Origin of the sequence: Klebsiella indica (assembly GCF_005860775.1) — a bacterium.
Taxonomy (GTDB): domain Bacteria; phylum Pseudomonadota; class Gammaproteobacteria; order Enterobacterales; family Enterobacteriaceae; genus Klebsiella; species Klebsiella indica.
Genome location: NZ_VCHQ01000024.1, coordinates 15748 through 31450, shown reverse-complemented (window position 1 = coordinate 31450; position 15703 = coordinate 15748). Strand labels below are relative to the sequence as shown.

Genomic DNA, 15703 nt, shown 5'->3' with positions numbered 1-15703 from the left:
AATTTTTAGTGTTGATTGTCTTCTTCGCGGATTAACCGCAGATTGCAGGCGATTTGATTTAATGTGGCGCTGAAAGCGGCGAGTTCCGCTTCAGGAAGCGTACGCGTGACCCGATGTTGATAGATCTCAATCACCCGGTTCAGTTCTACCAGCCGGGAGCGCCCTGCTTCCGTTAGCGTCAGCAGGCGGATGCGCTTATCATATGGCGATGTTGAACGCACCAGATAACCTTGATTTTCCAGTTGAGTAAGGGTACGCATCAGCGGCGGCAGCTCAATGCCCTGTACCTCCGCCAGTTCACTCACCGAGACGTTATCACCCAGTTGATGCAGTTGCATCAACACCGTCCAGCTTGACTGCGTCAGGCCGGTATCGGTGATAGCGGCATCAATAATGGCTCGCCACTGGCGCACCACCATCGCCATACGCATCCCCATCGGGCGGCGGGCAAACAGATCATCTTCGGTCATGTATTTTCCCTCTTAGCTGAAGAGAAAATAATAGTTACCAGGATAAGTATCAAGAAACAAACTATCAGGAAGCATTAATTGATAAATTTTATGAATATAAAAAGGCCGGATATCAACCTGTTCAGCCTTTATAAACGACCTCATGGCTACTCGACCTGATCCCGCCGTAAGCCAATATCTTTCAATCTCTCATCGCTCATGCATTGCAGGATGCGCCGGGTTTGTGCCTGCCGTCGCCGCGCTTTGTAGGCACGCCAGATCAGCACAAAACCGATAAACGGCTGTTTTGCTTTGTTCTCATGAAATTCCACACGCCACCTCCCCATATGATTAGCAGAGGCTTCATTCTGAGGGCTTGCAGGCCGTATAATACAGATTCACAAAATACTTTTATTTAACATACAGATTGGTTAAAACGGTACCTGAACCGGATTAATTCCCGCCATCTGTACTGGTTTTTCTATCTGTATGACATCCATGAGGGATACAGCGTGACGCGTTACCAACATCTGGCTAATCTGCTGGCCGAGCGTATTGAGCAAGGGCTGTATCGGCACGGGGAAAAACTGCCGTCGGTGCGGAGTCTGAGCCAGCAACACGGGGTCAGCATCAGTACCGTACAGCAGGCGTATCAGACCCTGGAAATGCGGCAGCTCATTACGCCGCAGCCGCGATCGGGCTACTTTGTCGCGCCGCGGAAAGCGCAGCCGCCAGTCCCTCCCATGTCACGTCCGGTACAGCGCCCGGTAGAAATTACGCAATGGGATCAGGTGCTGGATATGCTTGAGGGCCATCACGATAGCTCGATTGTCCCGTTCAGTAGCGGTATTCCGGATGTCAGTCAACCCAGCCTGAAACCGCTCTGGCGCGAGCTTAGCCGGGTGGCGCAGCATAATCTGAAGTCGGTGCTGGGCTACGACCAACTCCCCGGCAGCCGGGAACTGCGTCAACAAATTGCCCGCCTGATGCTGGATAGCGGTTCAGTCATCGACGCCGATGATATTGTGATCACCAGCGGTAGCCAGAGCGCAATGTCACTGGCGCTGTTGACGGTTTGTCAGCCGGGAGACATTGTCGCTATTGAATCCCCCGCCTACTACGGCACCATGCAGCTGTTGCGCGGTCTGGGAATAAAAGTCATTGAAATCCCCACCGATTCTGACACTGGTATCAGTATTGAGGCGCTGGAACTGGCGCTGGAGCAGTGGCCCATCAAAGGCGTCATTCTGGTCCCCAATTGCAATAATCCGCTGGGATTTATCATGCCGGAGGCCCGTAAAAGAGCGGTACTGTCCCTTGCTCAACGCCACGATATTGTGATTTTTGAGGACGATGTGTATGGCGAACTGGCGACGGAATACCCGCGTCCACGCACTATTCACTCCTGGGACATCGACGGCCGGGTCATTCTGTGCAGTTCATTAACCAAATCTGTCGCGCCGGGTCTGCGTGTCGGTTGGGCCGTTCCCGGTCGCTATCATGACAAACTGCTGCACATGAAATACGCCGTTATCGGCACCAATGTCCCCGCCACGCAGCTGGCGGCGGCGGCCTTTATTCGTGAGGGGCATTATCACCGCCATGTCCGACGGATGCGTCAGATCTATCAGCGTAATATGGAGATATTTACCTGCTGGGCGCAAGAATACTTTCCCTGCGGGATCTGCGTTACGCGCCCCAAAGGCGGCTTTATGCTGTGGGTAGAATTGCCGGAGCAGGTTGATATGGTCTGCGTCGCCAGACAGTTATGTCGCCTGAAAATCCAGGTCGCACCGGGCTCGCTCTTTTCCGCATCAGGAAAATACCGCAACTGCGTGCGCATCAACTGCGCGTTAGCGCCAGATGAGAAACATCGGGAAGTCATGCAAAAATTGGGGAACGCGATAAAAGTGGCAATGACATGAAACGTCCTCCTTCCGGCAGGAGAAGAGATCGCTTACTGGCGTATAACCACCAGCTTCGGGTTCACAACGCTTTAATTCGGGAATGGAGGGCTTGCGGCCAAACAATGTGTCCATCTGTGTTATAACAAACCATCCCTTGCCAACACGAGCGCACCATGACGCAACCCCGTGATATTCCGCAAACCTTCTGGCGCAACGAGCAGCTTCCCTGGCTGGAGCTGCGCAGCACCTGGCGCAGCCGCCAGGCCTATAAATGCCACCATCACCCACAACTCTCTCTCGGGGCGATTATTGAAGGGGAAACGCGCTGTATCTGCAACGGACAGGAGTATCTACTGCGTACTGGCGATCTGATTCTTATCCCTGCACAAACGCCCCACAGTTGCAATCCGCGTAACGATCAGCCGCGCAGTTACCATATGCTTTACCTCGATTTAAACTGGTGCCGACAACAGCTGGTGAATATTCCTCTTCAGTGCCAGTTGGCGACATCTCAGCCGGTAATACATGACCGCGGGCTCTTCACGCAGTATCTGCAGATCGTGGACCAGATGAAACAACAACAAACCGCGACGCTCCCCGCAAACATAGCCCGATTACTTCAGTGCCTACCTCTGCGCCCGCTCGCGCCTCTGGCGCTCAGCCAAACCAGCTCACGGCTGTTTAACCGTCTGGGAACAAGCCTGCAGGCTCCGCCTACGCTGGATAACCTCGCCGATGAGTTCGCCCTGCGCAAAGAGACGCTGATCCGCGTCTTTAAGCAGGATACTGGCCTGACTCCTGCCAGTTTTCTGAATATAGCGCGTATTGAATTCGCCAAAACGCGCCTGCGCGCCGGAGATAATATTGCCGACGTCGGCTATCAGGCCGGGTTTGCCGACCAGAGTCACTTCCATAAGACCTTTGTCAGCTATACCGCCGCCACGCCGCGTCAGTACGCACAGGGCCGATCAATATCAGACAATAATTAACGTTCGCGCAGGCGTAGGGTGGCCTCAGTTTATTACTGAGGTTGCTATGAACACACTTACTACGCTCTTTCCCTCAGCCTTTCCGGCGCTCGCGCTCTCTCATTTTGTTGCCTTGTTAAGCCCAGGGCCTGATTTTTTCCTGCTGGTGGGCTACGCCATCCGCTATCGGCTGCGCGGCAGCGCCGGGCTGTGCGTCGGTATTGCTGCCGGTAATGGCCTCTATATCATGCTGGCGATTATCGGCTGGGAAATTCTGCGCCAGCACCCCCTGCTTTTTACGCTGATTGAACTGCTGGGTGCGGCGTATTTGCTGTGGATTGGCAGTTTGCTTGTACGCAGTCGCCCGACAATGCTGGATTTACGCGGCGCGCCGGCTTCACGCCCGTCGCAGCTAAAACAACTGCTTCTGGGGCTCGGTTCCTCACTGCTCAATCCAAAAAACGCCCTGTTTTACCTCGCGCTGATGACCTCGCTACTTGGCCCAAATGTCACGATGTTGCAACAAGTGGTGAGCGGAGTCTGGATGACCGGCGTCGTGTTGCTGTGGGATCTGTTACTGGTATCCCTAATGGCACTCACGTCGGTGCAACGCCGCCTTTCCGCCGTCGTCTGGCGAATTGAGCAGGTAGCCGGTGGCATACTGATGGCTTTTGGTTGCTGGATTGTGTGGCAGTTTTTGCACCCGTTCGCCGTCAGGTTATATGCTTAACCCTATGAATAAAATCGCTGACCTGAAACGCGCCAAACGACTGGCGTTATTGCTGCTGCTGATCGCAGCCGCTATTTTTATCACTACTCTCGTGCTGCCGCCGGCTCCGTGGGTCGGTGCGCTGAAGGCTATTTCCGAAGCGGCGATGGTTGGCGCGCTGGCGGACTGGTTTGCGGTAGTGGCGCTATTTCGCCGCATTCCGCTGCCGTTTGTGTCACGGCATACAGCCATTATCCCGCGCAATAAGAATCGTATTGCGGACAATCTCGGCCATTTCGTGCAGGAAAAATTTCTCGACACGCCGTCGCTGGTGGCGCTAATCCGCCGCTATCAACCGGCGCTAATGCTCGGCAACTGGCTCAGCCAGCCGGAAAACGCTCGCAGGATTGGTCAGCATCTGCTGCAAGTGATGAGCGGCTTTCTGGAACTGACCGATGATGCGCGAATTCAACGTCTGCTGCGTCGGGCGGTGCATAAGGCGATTGATAAGGTTGATTTAACCCAAACCAGCGCCATGATGCTCGAAGGGCTGACCCGCGATAACCGCCACCAGAAACTGCTGGATTCGCTCATTAGCCAGTTGATCGCCCTGCTACAACGCGACAGTTCACGGGCATTTATCTCCCGCGGGATCGTACACTGGCTGAAGACCGAACATCCGCTAAAGGCCAGACTGTTACCCACCGAATGGCTGGGCGAGCACAGCGCGGAAATGGTCACCGATGCGGTCAATACGCTACTTGACGAAGTCAGCCAGGATCGGGCCCATCAGATCCGCAAGGCCTTCGATCGCGCCACGTTGACGTTGATCGACAACCTTAAGTCCGATCCGCAGATGGCGGAAAAAGCGGATCATATTAAGGCATATCTGAAAAACGATGAAACCTTTAATCGTTACCTTGGAGAGGTATGGGCCGACCTGCGCGGCTGGATCAAACGCGACGTCAATCACGAGCATTCACGTATTAAGCAGCGCATTGCCGACGCCGGACAATGGTTTGGTGAAACGCTGCTCCATGATAAAGCGCTGCGTGAATCACTGAGCGAGCATCTTGAGCAGGCGGCGCATCGGGTTGCGCCAGAATTTGCGACGTTCCTGACACGCCATATTAGCGATACGGTAAAAAGCTGGGACTCACGCGACATGTCACGGCAAATCGAACTGAACATTGGCAAGGATCTGCAGTTTATCCGCATCAACGGCACGCTGGTTGGCGGTACTATCGGCCTGGTATTGTGGCTATTTTCACAAATTCCGTCGCTGCTGCATCTTCATATATGACGTAATAGATTGTTTTTAATATCTTTTTATCATAAAGATAATTAACATATTAAAAAATATGGATATTTCTATTGACCCTAAATTTGTTGCCGTGTGAACTGCTGAAATAGCATGCGCCGGTTCAGAATCTATCCCACCGGGGTTATTTCACTGGTCATTTTGCCTCCCGGCCGTACCTGAACAAAACGCTGTGCGTTTTGATAGCCCGATGACCAACCAGTATTACAGACCGTGCTCGCATTTCTGTCAGGCGGTGGATTACGCCAGAGCCGGGCGATAAAATGTACAGAGACTCGACAAGGAGCCCACTGATGTTGCAAGGAATGACTCGTTTTTTCGCCCGGCATTCCGCCACGCTGTTCTTTCCTGTGGCGCTGATCCTGTATGATTTCGCCGCTTACCTGACCACCGATCTTATCCAGCCCGGCATCATTCACGTCGTGCATGATTTTGACGCCGATGTGGCGCTGGCGCCCGCATCGGTTAGCCTGTATATGGCTGGCGGAATGATACTGCAGTGGCTGCTCGGACCGCTATCGGACCGCGTCGGTCGTCGGCCGGTGCTGCTTACCGGCGCGCTGATTTTTACCCTTGCCTGCTGCGCGACGATGTTTACCACCTCGATGACGCAATTCCTCGCAACACGTTTTATCCAGGGCACCAGCATCTGTTTTATCGCTACAGTCGGTTACGTCACCGTGCAGGAGGCGTTCAGCGAGACGAAATCGATCAAGCTAATGGCAATTATTACCTCCACCGTGCTGATCGCCCCGATTATCGGCCCGCTCTCCGGCGCCGCGCTGATGCATTTCGTCCACTGGAAAACGCTGTTCGGTATTATTGCCACGATGGGATTTATCGCCTGGCTGGGGCTATTGCTGAATATGCCGGAAACCATACGACGCGGCGACGTTGCCTTTAGCGTCAGCGGCGTCGTCCGCGACTTCCGCGACGCGTTTCGCAACCGAATCTTTCTGTTCGGCGCCGCCACGATCTCGCTCAGTTATATCCCGCTGATGAGCTGGGTTGCGGTTTCACCGGTTATTCTGATTGATGACGGCGGGTTGAGCTCCGCAGCGTTTGCCTGGACTCAGGCCCCCATATTCAGCTCAGTGATTATCGCCAGTCTGTCAGTGGCGCGCCGGGTAAAAGATCCGGCCCACCCACGCTTTATCTGGCGTGCAGTACCCATTCAAATGACCGGACTGACGCTACTGATCGCCGGCAATCTGCTTTGGCCGCACATCTGGCTGTGGTCAGTGCTGGGCACTTGCTTCTATGCTTTTGGCATTGGGCTGATTTTCCCGACGCTGTTCCGCTTTACCCTGTTCTCTAACGATCTGCCAAAAGGCACCGTTTCCGCTTCGCTGAACATTGTGATCCTCAGCGTCAGCGCACTCTCCATCGAAGCAGCACGCTGGCTGTGGTTTAATGGCGGCAGACTGCCTTTTCACATCCTGGGCGTCGCGGCAGGGATAGCAGCCGCTTTCTGTCTGGCAGGATTGCTGAACCGGATGCGCAAGTTGCCGGATGCAACGCCGATGCAGGAGACGCAGGAGTAGAGAAACGCTACTCCACGGTCCAGGCCTCGCTAAAGTTCTCATCGGCAAACAGTTCCGTCAGGCCGCTGATCTGTTTGAGGCGCAGCACCTCGTCGGCATCCATACCCAGCTCTTCGCCAATGCGCCGATCGTCCCACCCCTGACGGTGTAAATCGCGCACAATATCCGACATCGCCGCGATCTGATGTTTGCCCCTGGCGCGATTATGGCGAATGGTCGCAGCAATACGCTCTTTCTCTCCCTCTCGTTCGGCATTGATCAGCGTCACCGGAAGATAACCATGCAGGCGTCGGCTCAGTTGTGGACGACGCTGGCCAATCAGATGGCGATGAAAACCGTCCACAACCAGATGACGCTGCTGCTGGCGAGCCACCACGACCGGTTGCGTAAAACCATCCAGCTCGATGGAGCGCTCCAGAAGCTGCTTTTCCACACTCGCCATCACGTTTGGATTATAGTCATTCGCCTCTACCGTTTGCGCCTTCACCCAAAGAACGCAGTCCACCGGTTCACGGCGAAACGGACTGTGCTGATGAATCAGGCTCTTTAGCTCGTTTATTGCCTTGATTTTCATATCAAGGTCATCAAACGATTGCAGATATTCAATCACTGTTTTAGCCACATCCGGTGATATCACAACACTCTCCATTCTTTGCGTTTGTTACCCATAAGCCGACAGTACCGTTCATAGTGCTTAGGCTGCGTCGGACTGAATGAAAGCATCCGACACCAGAAATCATTTTTCAGTAGCGTTTTGCAGATACGACGCCATGAGGGAATATCACGATAGCCGAGATCTTTTTCCTGCTCATCGGGAATATCATCGGGGAAACCGCGGGTCTGGTACCAGCGCAGATAAATCGCGATTTTATTCCGGTAATGCTCGGCCGTTTTTTCCGGCATGCTATCGAGCAAAAAGAGCGCATACTCGCGCCAGCTATAGTGCGGCGGCTTGCGGATTTTCGTCTTCAGCGCAAAGTAATCGCCGCTGGTATTGGCGTAAATCGCGCCGCTGTGCGCCCCGCATACCCGACGGCACATGCGCTCCCACGTATCAGGTTCCAGAATATGATAGAGCCATAGCCCACGACGCTGCTCAGGGCCAAAAGGTTCGCATACGCGCATATTCTTCAATGGCACGCCAGCACGATACATCAGATCATAAAGTGGATTGTAGGGCAGTTTCGACTTGTGATTAAAAATCCAGATATCGCGGGTCCGCCAGTCATAGAGGGGATAGCAGGTGTAGCTAAACCCTTCCGGCGAGGCCGTCGTCCAGGGTTTATCTTCCTCAAAGCGCAGTTTCGTCGATGAGGTTAGCGCCATATAGCGATGCAGCGACTCGTCGGTACGAATACCGATCAGCGAGGCGAGACTTTTGCCTGCGGCCAGCCAGTGCGCAAAAGCCGGGACAAAGGATTCGAATGTCATTTCTGGCTGATAAAAAGGAAAGAAGGCCGCATCCGTGATGGCATCATGAGGCGGTTGTCTCACCCATTCCACCCCTGGACGCCAGGCAACCCATTCGGGCTCATGTTGCGATACGCCGCTCACCGTTGTCATAGGCAGCGCCACCCAGTAGAACCGACTCACGACGTCCTGATAACGGTCTTTCATATTTTGTACATGTTGAATGGTTAATAAATACTGCGCTTCCCAGTCAACAAACAATACCGCAAATGTCTTCCCTTTTTTCCGCGCGACGGCGGCAGCCAAATGAAATAATACCGTTGAATCTTTGCCGCCGGAAAAAGATAAACACACCCGATCAAAGGTATCAAATACCCAATCTAAGCGCATCAGGGCAGCGTCAAAAACATTCATATTCAGTTTTACGAGCTTCATCCTTCACCCATGATAAATGAATCGCTGTCAAAATGTACTTATATACCCTCAATAATTCGAGTTGCAGGACAAACGATAACCGTTTTGAACGCGCATACGCCGACTCCGAAACACGATACCGAAGACCGGCCATGCGGCAAGCAAGAGTGTCCCGATGAGCTTACGCAAGTAAGTGATTCGGGAGACAAATCTGCCAGAAACAGATTTGAACGCTGCCTGCAGCAGCCCTGAACGGACCGAATAACGCGCGTCGTCAACGCATAAGCAACTTGAAATATGACGGATATAGATAAATTCCGTCAGCCTGATAATCCAGAATCAGGCCAGAGAATATTCAGATAGATATTACTATGCTGAAAAAAGGCGAACGCAACTAAATGTTGCTAACACTGGCGAGATGATACTATCCCATTTAAATTCATGATGTTATGAGAAATATTGATTATTTCCATTTAATCCGATGAAATTTGATCCAGATCATGTTCTATACTCTGACATATTTTATCAATATCTTCCTGATGAGGAAAAACATCGCGCTTTCGGGCAAGTTAATCATTAATATCGGATATAATTTTGAATTCTGTCTAACGGTAACAATATTTATTAAGGAATGTAATGAACGATATCGATCTCAGCCTGGCGCAACGCGATTTGCTGCGCGAAAAGTTATGTAAATACTGCGAAGATAATTTTGAACTGGAACTGCAGCAATTTGATGCCGAATTCTTTATCGACTTTATCACTAAAGAACTGGGCCCAACGTTTTACAATGCCGGGATTGATGCGGCGATTAGCACTCACCTTGCCTGGAGCGATCGAATCCAGGAAGAGATGGATCTGAAAAAGATCTATTAGCGGGAGATCAATAAATACGTAGTGTTTGCAGGGTTATAATGTGGCTTCTTTCATCATCTCCCGTGTACGGGGAAGGAAAACCATGTCACTTATCACCGATCTACCCGCCATCTTTGACCAGTTCTCTGCAGCCCGCCAGAAGGGATTTCTCACGGTCATGGAGCTTAAAGAACACCATATTCCGCTGGTTGGTACCTACTGCACCTTTATGCCACAAGAGATCCCGCTGGCCGCAGGTGCGGTAGTCGTTTCGCTGTGCTCAACCTCTGACGAAACGATTGAAGAGGCGGAAAAAGATCTGCCGCGCAATCTCTGTCCGCTGATAAAAAGCAGCTACGGCTTTGGCAAAACCGACAAATGTCCCTACTTCTACTTTTCCGACCTCGTGGTGGGTGAAACCACCTGCGACGGCAAAAAGAAAATGTACGAATACATGGCCGAGTTTAAGGCGGTGCACATTATGCAACTGCCCAATAGCGCCAACGACGCGGCCTCAAGAGCGCTGTGGAAAGCGGAAATTCTGCGCCTGCAGCAGGTGGTTGAGGCGCGTTTTGGCACGCCGATCACCGAAGCCGCACTGCGCGAGGCGATTATCCTCAAGAATCGTGAACGCCGGGCGCTGGCGAATTTCTATCGCGTCGGGCAACTCAATCCTCCCGCGCTCAGCGGCAGCGATATCTTAAAAGTGGTCTACGGCGCGACATTCCGCTTCGATAAAGAGGCGTTGATTGATGAACTCAATAACATGGCTGAACGGGTTCGCCAGGAGTGGCACGAGGGTAAACGGCTGGAAGCGCGGCCACGTATTCTGATCACCGGCTGCCCGATTGGCGGCGCGGCGGAAAAAGTCGTCCGCGCTATTGAAGAGAACGGTGGTTGGGTGGTGGGCTTTGAAAACTGCACCGGCGCCAAAGCCACCGAACGCTGTGTGGAGGAGAACGGCGACGTTTACGACGCCCTGACCGACAAATATCTCGCCATCGGCTGCTCCTGCATCTCACCGAATGACCAGCGCTTAACCCTGCTCAGCCAGATGATTGACGAGTATCAGGCCGATGGCGTGGTGGATGTCATTTTGCAGGCCTGCCATACCTACGCGGTGGAATCGCTGGCGATTAAACGTCACGTGCGCCAGCAGCACAACATTCCCTATATCGCTATCGAGACCGACTATTCAACGGCGGATATCGGCCAGCTCAGCACGCGTGTCGCAGCCTTTGTTGAAATGCTCGAGGAGTAAGCATGAGTGTTTGCGTAGGAATTGATTCCGGTTCCACCGCCACAAAGGGCATCCTGCTTGAAAACGGCATCATTCAGCGCCGTTTTCTTAGCCCAACGCCGTTTCGCCCCGCCGACGCCATCGTCGAAGCCTGGGAAACGCTCTGTGCCGGGTTAAGCGAACGCCCGTTTTTAACCTTAACCGGCTATGGTCGCCAGTTAGTGGATTTTGCCGATAAGCAGGTCACCGAAATCTCCTGCCATGGACTGGGGGCTCGCCTGCTGGCCCCCGCCACCCGCACGATCATCGATATTGGCGGCCAGGACAGTAAGGTTATCCAACTGGATGACGACGGTAATCTGACCGACTTTCTGATGAATGACAAATGCGCGGCGGGTACCGGTCGCTTCCTGGAGGTGATCTCGCGCACGCTGGGCGCCAGCGTCGAGCAACTGGACAGCATCACCGCGGGTATTGAGCCGCATGAGATGACCAGCATGTGCACGGTATTTGCCGAATCCGAGGCCATCAGCCTGCGTTCTGCAGGGGTGCAGCCAGAGGCGATCCTTGCCGGGGTCATCAATGCCATGGCCCGGCGCAGCGCCCATTTTATTGGCCGCCTTTCGGCGCATGGTCCACTGCTGTTTACCGGCGGCGTCAGCCATTGCGCGGCATTCGCACGAATGCTGGAGGGGCACATCGGCATGGCGGTGCATACCCACCCCGACGCTCAGTTTGCCGGGGCTATCGGTGCGGCGCTGATTGGTCTACGCCAGAGGAGTCGCAAATGACGGAATATCTGTTTTTATTTCATTCCACGGTAGGCGTGGTGAGGATGCGCAAAGCCCTGCAGGCCGCAGAAATGCATTTTCGGGTAAAGGATATTCCCCGCCAGCTACGCGGCGGCTGCGGACTCTGTATTTATCTGAGCTGTAAGGCGGGAGAGCAGCAGCAGTGGGTAATCCCCGGCGAAACGGAAGCAATATTTTGTGTCACCGGGGATAACTACCAGCTACTGACCCGCTTCCCGCAATGAACATGAGGGATCTTAAGAACATCCCGCACATTGCAGCAGAGCGCACAATGCGGAATGAGTCGGCGGCGCGTTGTTTACGCGGACCGCCGAATTTTACGGTTTTGTCTTCAGGATAGGGCCATGACCCTACCAGCAGAAAAAATGCGCGCGCAATCGCCGGATGCTTCCCTTAACCCAGCACCTGACGAATGCAAGATTTAAACACCCGCACGCCATCCGCCAGCGATTCGCGATCGAAATGCATCTCCGGGTGATGCAGACCCGGCACCAGGTTACAGCCCAGTCCCCAGAACCCGCCTTTCACTTCCGGGCGCAAACGCAGATAGTGGAAAAAATCTTCGCTACCCGGCGTGCTCTTCGCTTCCGTTAAGCCCGCATCGCCAAACGTTTCCCGAATCGCCTGGCTGACAATGGCCGTAGCCTCTTCATTAATAATGGCGGCAGGCATCTCTTTGACGATCCTGATATCCACTGTGGCGCCGTAAGCTGCCGCGCTGCTCTCTATCGCTCTGACTACGCGCTCTTTCAGCATTGCCATCCCGTCATTTTCCGCGCTCCGCAGATCCCAGCACACGTGCGCTTTAGCCGGAACAGAATTCGTCACTCCCGCATCGCAAAGAAAACGTGTAGCTTTCGCACTCCAGGTCAGCGAAGGCGCCAGGTGGATACCGTTTACCGCCTGCACAGCATGCGACGCGGCATCCAGCGCGTTAATGCCCAGATGAGGACGGGCCGCATGCGCGGCTTTACCGTGGAAATCAACCATTACCGTCGCGGAAGCGGAGTAGTACATCGCCGGAACCGCCTTCCCTTTTGGACACTCTTCCAGCGGCCTGAGATGGAAACCAAACAACATCTCCACATCATCCAGAACGCCCGCTTCCGTCAGCGCTATCGCCCCGGTTCCCAGTTCTTCAGCTGGCTGGAAAAGTATTTTTAACGTCCCACGCTTCACCAGACCTTCAGCGAGGATCTCTTCGGCAGCGGTCAACACCACCGAAGAGTGCCCGTCATGGCCGCAGGTATGGCGGGCCTCTAAACGACCACCGATAATATGGCCCAGCGCATCCATATCTGCCCGCAGCGCCACTACCGGCCCCGGTTTGCCGCTATCCAGTTGCGCAACAATGCCGGTGGTGCCGCCAACGTTGCGGGAAACCTGAAAACCCGCAGCTTCCAGCGCATCGCCGATATAAGCCGACGTTTTGTACTCCTCAAAGCCCAATTCCGGAATTTGATGCAAATAATTGAAATGCTCTAAAGTTCGCGACACGTTTTACTCCTTGTCTTTTATTATGCAATCACGCGCATGACCAGCATGGCGATAACGGCGTTGATAATGCTCACCGCCATCAGCAGCGGCCAATATTTTTTCGGTACATCCGCCACCCCGAGCAGCCGTCCCATGTACTGGAGCTGCGAGCCCATCAGAAAAATCGCCGGGATCAGGATAGTGATATCTGTCACATTGAGGGTACCTTTGCTCAGCAGGCTCACCGCCACACCGGTCCCCGCGGAAGCGGAAAGCCAGGAGGTCAGCAGAACGGTAATCGCTTCGCCAGGCAGGCCAAACAGCCCCATCAGCGGCGCGCAAAGATGGCCTATTATCTGCATCACGCCGAGCAAGTTAAGCATTTCGGCAATGACGTAGGCCATTAATACATTCGGCATCAGATTGTTGATGGCGATATTAAATCCTTTCCGTGCGCCAATAACAAAAATATCGAACGGATTACTGGCGACTTTTGCCGAATTACTCATTGTCAAAATCTCCTTTATAGGCAGTATTCAAAACCATACGGACGATTACTGCGCCAACAAATTTCAGGACAAACATTAAAAGCAGCGGGATAATAATGGGGATCGTTAACGATGCGAACAGCGCCGAACCAATAGAGAAATAGTTATTAATCAGGCCCGCGCCGGAATATTGCCAGGCCCCCATAATCACCACATCTTTGCGGTTAATTTTTTTGCTGTCATACAACTCTTTCGTTAACGCCGCACCGGCATCGGTGCTCTGTAGATCGGTAATTAAGGCCAGACCGGTGTACCCCGGAATACCCAACAGCGGACGTAATAGCGGTGTCAGCAGCTTATGCGCCGCGCGGATCGCGCCGTAGTGAGTAAATATTTCCAGCAGCCCCAGCGCCAGCATTACCGTCGGTACCAGTGACAGGGCAAATAAAAACCCGGCCTTCGCGCTGATCCCACCACTGCCGATAAAAGAGTTGGTTTCTGGCGTTTTCATGGTCCCAAACGCGCCGCCAAGCGTGGTGAAGTCAAAAGCCCCCAACCAGGCCATCCCTTCAACTTTAAAAAATAACCCTGAGAAAACCAATAATACGATTACCAGCGAAATCCAGGCGCCAGGCCCTACTTTCCATTCATTTGTTGTATCGTTGGAGGAACATTCCAACGTTTTATTTTCACTCATACCCAATCCTCTCACATCATGGAATATCTGTCCGATTGTATGTAATGTGCAATATTGTCAATTTATTATTCTTCTGGCTTATTATTTTGACGAAATAACATCCATAGATAACTAAGGCTTTCCTTTTTTAAAAGAGGCTGGCAGACATACCAAAACCTTATTCATCTTATTTATTTTATATAAATACCTTATTCATCAGCACCCATAATTGGGTTATCTGATTAGTATCGCTGTCTTATCCGCCCCGCATTTTCCTCCATTCCTGTTTTTTGTCCGAATAACGATTATCTATAACCAGACAGGATGATAAATGCCTGCTAAAGGGTGTTATTGTTGACTTTAGGTCAACAAAGGAGTGAGAAACGATGTTACACGAGAAGCCCATGAGCTATCTGTATGAAGTCGGTATTCAGGGAGGTATTCGGCGGGCAGCCGATATTCTGGGGATCAATCCGTCGGTCATTAGCCGCCAGATAGCACAACTGGAGCGAGCGCTGGAACTGCCTTTGCTGGAGCGCCGGGGGCGCAATGTCGTGCTTACCGAAGCGGGGCGTCTGCTGGCGGAGGATTACTGCGAAAGCCGCCAGCGACGAGAAAAACTGGAAAGCCATCTAAAGGATTTACGCCACATGCGCGGCGGGAGTATATCGGTGAGGATTGGCGGAGGACTGGTCACCACCTTTATTGAATCGGTGATGAGCACCTTCTCTCAATCCTGGCCGAACGTGTTCGTCGATATTATCGTCAGCAGCATGCAGGAGATGCTTAATGATATCGCCAGCGGCGAAGCGGATATGGCAGTGGCCTTCGGCCCCATCGGCAACCCGGAGCTGAAACGCCACAGCTTTCAGTGGGGGCCTATCTGCGCGGTCGTATCTCCGCAGCATCCCATAGCGACGCAGTCTATCGTCACGATTGACGAGTTAACCCAATATCGCCTGATCGCGCTAACCGAAAGCTTCGGTCTCCAGCGCCATATGAACGCCATGTTTAAAACCGCCGGACTACAGTTTCATCCCGCTTATCGCTGTAACCTCTTTTCAACCGCCATGAGCCTGAGCCAGGCTGGTCTGGGGATCTCGTTTATGACCGAATATGCCGCCCGGGAAGCCATCGCCCATGGCATACTGACCGCGATCCCCATCGACCATCCTATCGCCAGTAGCGCCCAATGCCACTTATTACGCAACTCCGACCGTCGGTTTTCACCCGCAGCCCATCATATGTGGCGACTATTGCATAACGCTTTTCGTGATGCGCAGCGGGCGCTGACGACCTGAGTTCACTGATGAAACGTAAACCATATTGCGCGCTGTCGCACGGTGTCACATGAAAATCCAATACAAAAATTGCTGGCGAATCGACAATATCCTGCTGCCGGTTGAAAAGCATTGAGAGGTGATGGTGCAACCG

At 53.1% G+C, this 15703-nt stretch carries 17 protein-coding genes; 10 read left to right on the top strand and 7 right to left on the bottom strand.

From position 1 onward, the window contains the following. Positions 1 to 5: 5 nt before the first annotated feature. Both FE839_RS16200 and FE839_RS16195 read right to left on the bottom strand, forming a co-directional pair. Entirely contained in the window at positions 6 to 470 is a 465-nt protein-coding gene (locus tag FE839_RS16200) for a MarR family winged helix-turn-helix transcriptional regulator (protein WP_138361814.1), read from the bottom strand. Positions 471 to 616: 146 nt separating this feature from the next. Next, positions 617 to 781, bottom strand: coding sequence for a YjiS-like domain-containing protein (locus tag FE839_RS16195; protein ID WP_138361813.1), 165 nt, complete (start codon positions 779 to 781; stop codon positions 617 to 619). 180 nt (positions 782 to 961) lie between these two features. On the opposite strand from FE839_RS16195, the gene FE839_RS16190 reads away from it, so the two are divergent. The 5 genes from FE839_RS16190 to mdtM all read left to right on the top strand — a co-directional run bounded on the left by FE839_RS16190 (position 962) and on the right by mdtM (position 6898). Beyond that, positions 962 to 2374 carry an aminotransferase-like domain-containing protein gene (locus FE839_RS16190; RefSeq protein WP_138361812.1) on the top strand — a complete coding sequence of 471 codons (1413 nt, stop codon included), beginning with the start codon at positions 962 to 964 and terminating at the stop codon, positions 2372 to 2374. 155 nt (positions 2375 to 2529) lie between these two features. Then, positions 2530 to 3345 carry an AraC family transcriptional regulator gene (locus FE839_RS16185; RefSeq protein WP_138361811.1) on the top strand — a complete coding sequence of 272 codons (816 nt, stop codon included), beginning with the start codon at positions 2530 to 2532 and terminating at the stop codon, positions 3343 to 3345. 46 nt (positions 3346 to 3391) lie between these two features. Next, a complete protein-coding gene (locus FE839_RS16180) occupies positions 3392 to 4054 on the top strand; it encodes a LysE family translocator (protein WP_138361810.1) in 663 nt (220 codons plus the stop codon). Further along, positions 4047 to 5336: a DUF445 domain-containing protein gene (locus tag FE839_RS16175; protein ID WP_138361809.1), complete on the top strand. Its 1290-nt coding sequence runs from the start codon at positions 4047 to 4049 to the stop codon at positions 5334 to 5336. Before FE839_RS16180 ends, FE839_RS16175 begins: the two co-directional genes overlap by 8 nt. 311 nt (positions 5337 to 5647) lie before the next feature. Continuing rightward, positions 5648 to 6898 (top strand): multidrug efflux MFS transporter MdtM, encoded by a 1251-nt coding sequence (gene mdtM / locus FE839_RS16170; protein WP_138361808.1) that lies wholly within the window; start codon positions 5648 to 5650, stop codon positions 6896 to 6898. A 7-nt stretch (positions 6899 to 6905) separates the two neighbouring features. Here mdtM and FE839_RS16165 read toward each other — a convergent pair whose 3' ends face one another. Then, positions 6906 to 7532: an IbrB-like domain-containing protein gene (locus FE839_RS16165; protein ID WP_138362049.1), complete on the bottom strand. Its 627-nt coding sequence runs from the start codon at positions 7530 to 7532 to the stop codon at positions 6906 to 6908. Further along, positions 7532 to 8743: a phosphoadenosine phosphosulfate reductase gene (locus tag FE839_RS16160; protein ID WP_138361807.1), complete on the bottom strand. Its 1212-nt coding sequence runs from the start codon at positions 8741 to 8743 to the stop codon at positions 7532 to 7534. The genes FE839_RS16165 and FE839_RS16160 overlap by 1 nt, the downstream gene beginning before the upstream one ends. Before the next feature lie 615 nt (positions 8744 to 9358). Here FE839_RS16160 and FE839_RS16155 point away from each other — a divergent pair. The 4 genes from FE839_RS16155 (at position 9359) to FE839_RS16140 (ending at position 11853) form a co-directional block, all read left to right on the top strand. Then, positions 9359 to 9598, top strand: coding sequence for a DUF2164 domain-containing protein (locus FE839_RS16155; RefSeq protein WP_138361806.1), 240 nt, complete (start codon positions 9359 to 9361; stop codon positions 9596 to 9598). A gap of 82 nt (positions 9599 to 9680) precedes the next feature. Beyond that, positions 9681 to 10838, top strand: a complete 1158-nt coding sequence (locus tag FE839_RS16150) for a double-cubane-cluster-containing anaerobic reductase (RefSeq protein WP_138361805.1) — start codon at positions 9681 to 9683, stop codon at positions 10836 to 10838. A 2-nt stretch (positions 10839 to 10840) separates the two neighbouring features. Beyond that, a complete protein-coding gene (gene yjiL / locus FE839_RS16145; protein WP_138361804.1) occupies positions 10841 to 11608 on the top strand; it encodes a putative 2-hydroxyacyl-CoA dehydratase activator YjiL in 768 nt (255 codons plus the stop codon). After that, entirely contained in the window at positions 11605 to 11853 is a 249-nt protein-coding gene (locus tag FE839_RS16140) for a putative Se/S carrier protein (RefSeq protein ID WP_138361803.1), read from the top strand. Before yjiL ends, FE839_RS16140 begins: the two co-directional genes overlap by 4 nt. Positions 11854 to 12022: 169 nt before the next feature. Here FE839_RS16140 and FE839_RS16135 read toward each other — a convergent pair whose 3' ends face one another. From FE839_RS16135 to FE839_RS16125, 3 genes are read right to left on the bottom strand one after another with little or no spacing between them, the layout of a single operon-like run. Then, positions 12023 to 13126 (bottom strand): M20 peptidase aminoacylase family protein, encoded by a 1104-nt coding sequence (locus FE839_RS16135; RefSeq protein WP_138361802.1) that lies wholly within the window; start codon positions 13124 to 13126, stop codon positions 12023 to 12025. A gap of 20 nt (positions 13127 to 13146) precedes the next feature. Further along, positions 13147 to 13614, bottom strand: a complete 468-nt coding sequence (locus tag FE839_RS16130; RefSeq protein WP_138361801.1) for a YjiG family protein — start codon at positions 13612 to 13614, stop codon at positions 13147 to 13149. Next, entirely contained in the window at positions 13607 to 14290 is a 684-nt protein-coding gene (locus FE839_RS16125) for a nucleoside recognition domain-containing protein (RefSeq protein WP_138361800.1), read from the bottom strand. Before FE839_RS16125 ends, FE839_RS16130 begins: the two co-directional genes overlap by 8 nt. A 365-nt stretch (positions 14291 to 14655) precedes the next feature. On the opposite strand from FE839_RS16125, the gene FE839_RS16120 reads away from it, so the two are divergent. Next, positions 14656 to 15570: a LysR family transcriptional regulator gene (locus FE839_RS16120; RefSeq protein ID WP_138361799.1), complete on the top strand. Its 915-nt coding sequence runs from the start codon at positions 14656 to 14658 to the stop codon at positions 15568 to 15570. Positions 15571 to 15703 lie beyond the last annotated feature (133 nt).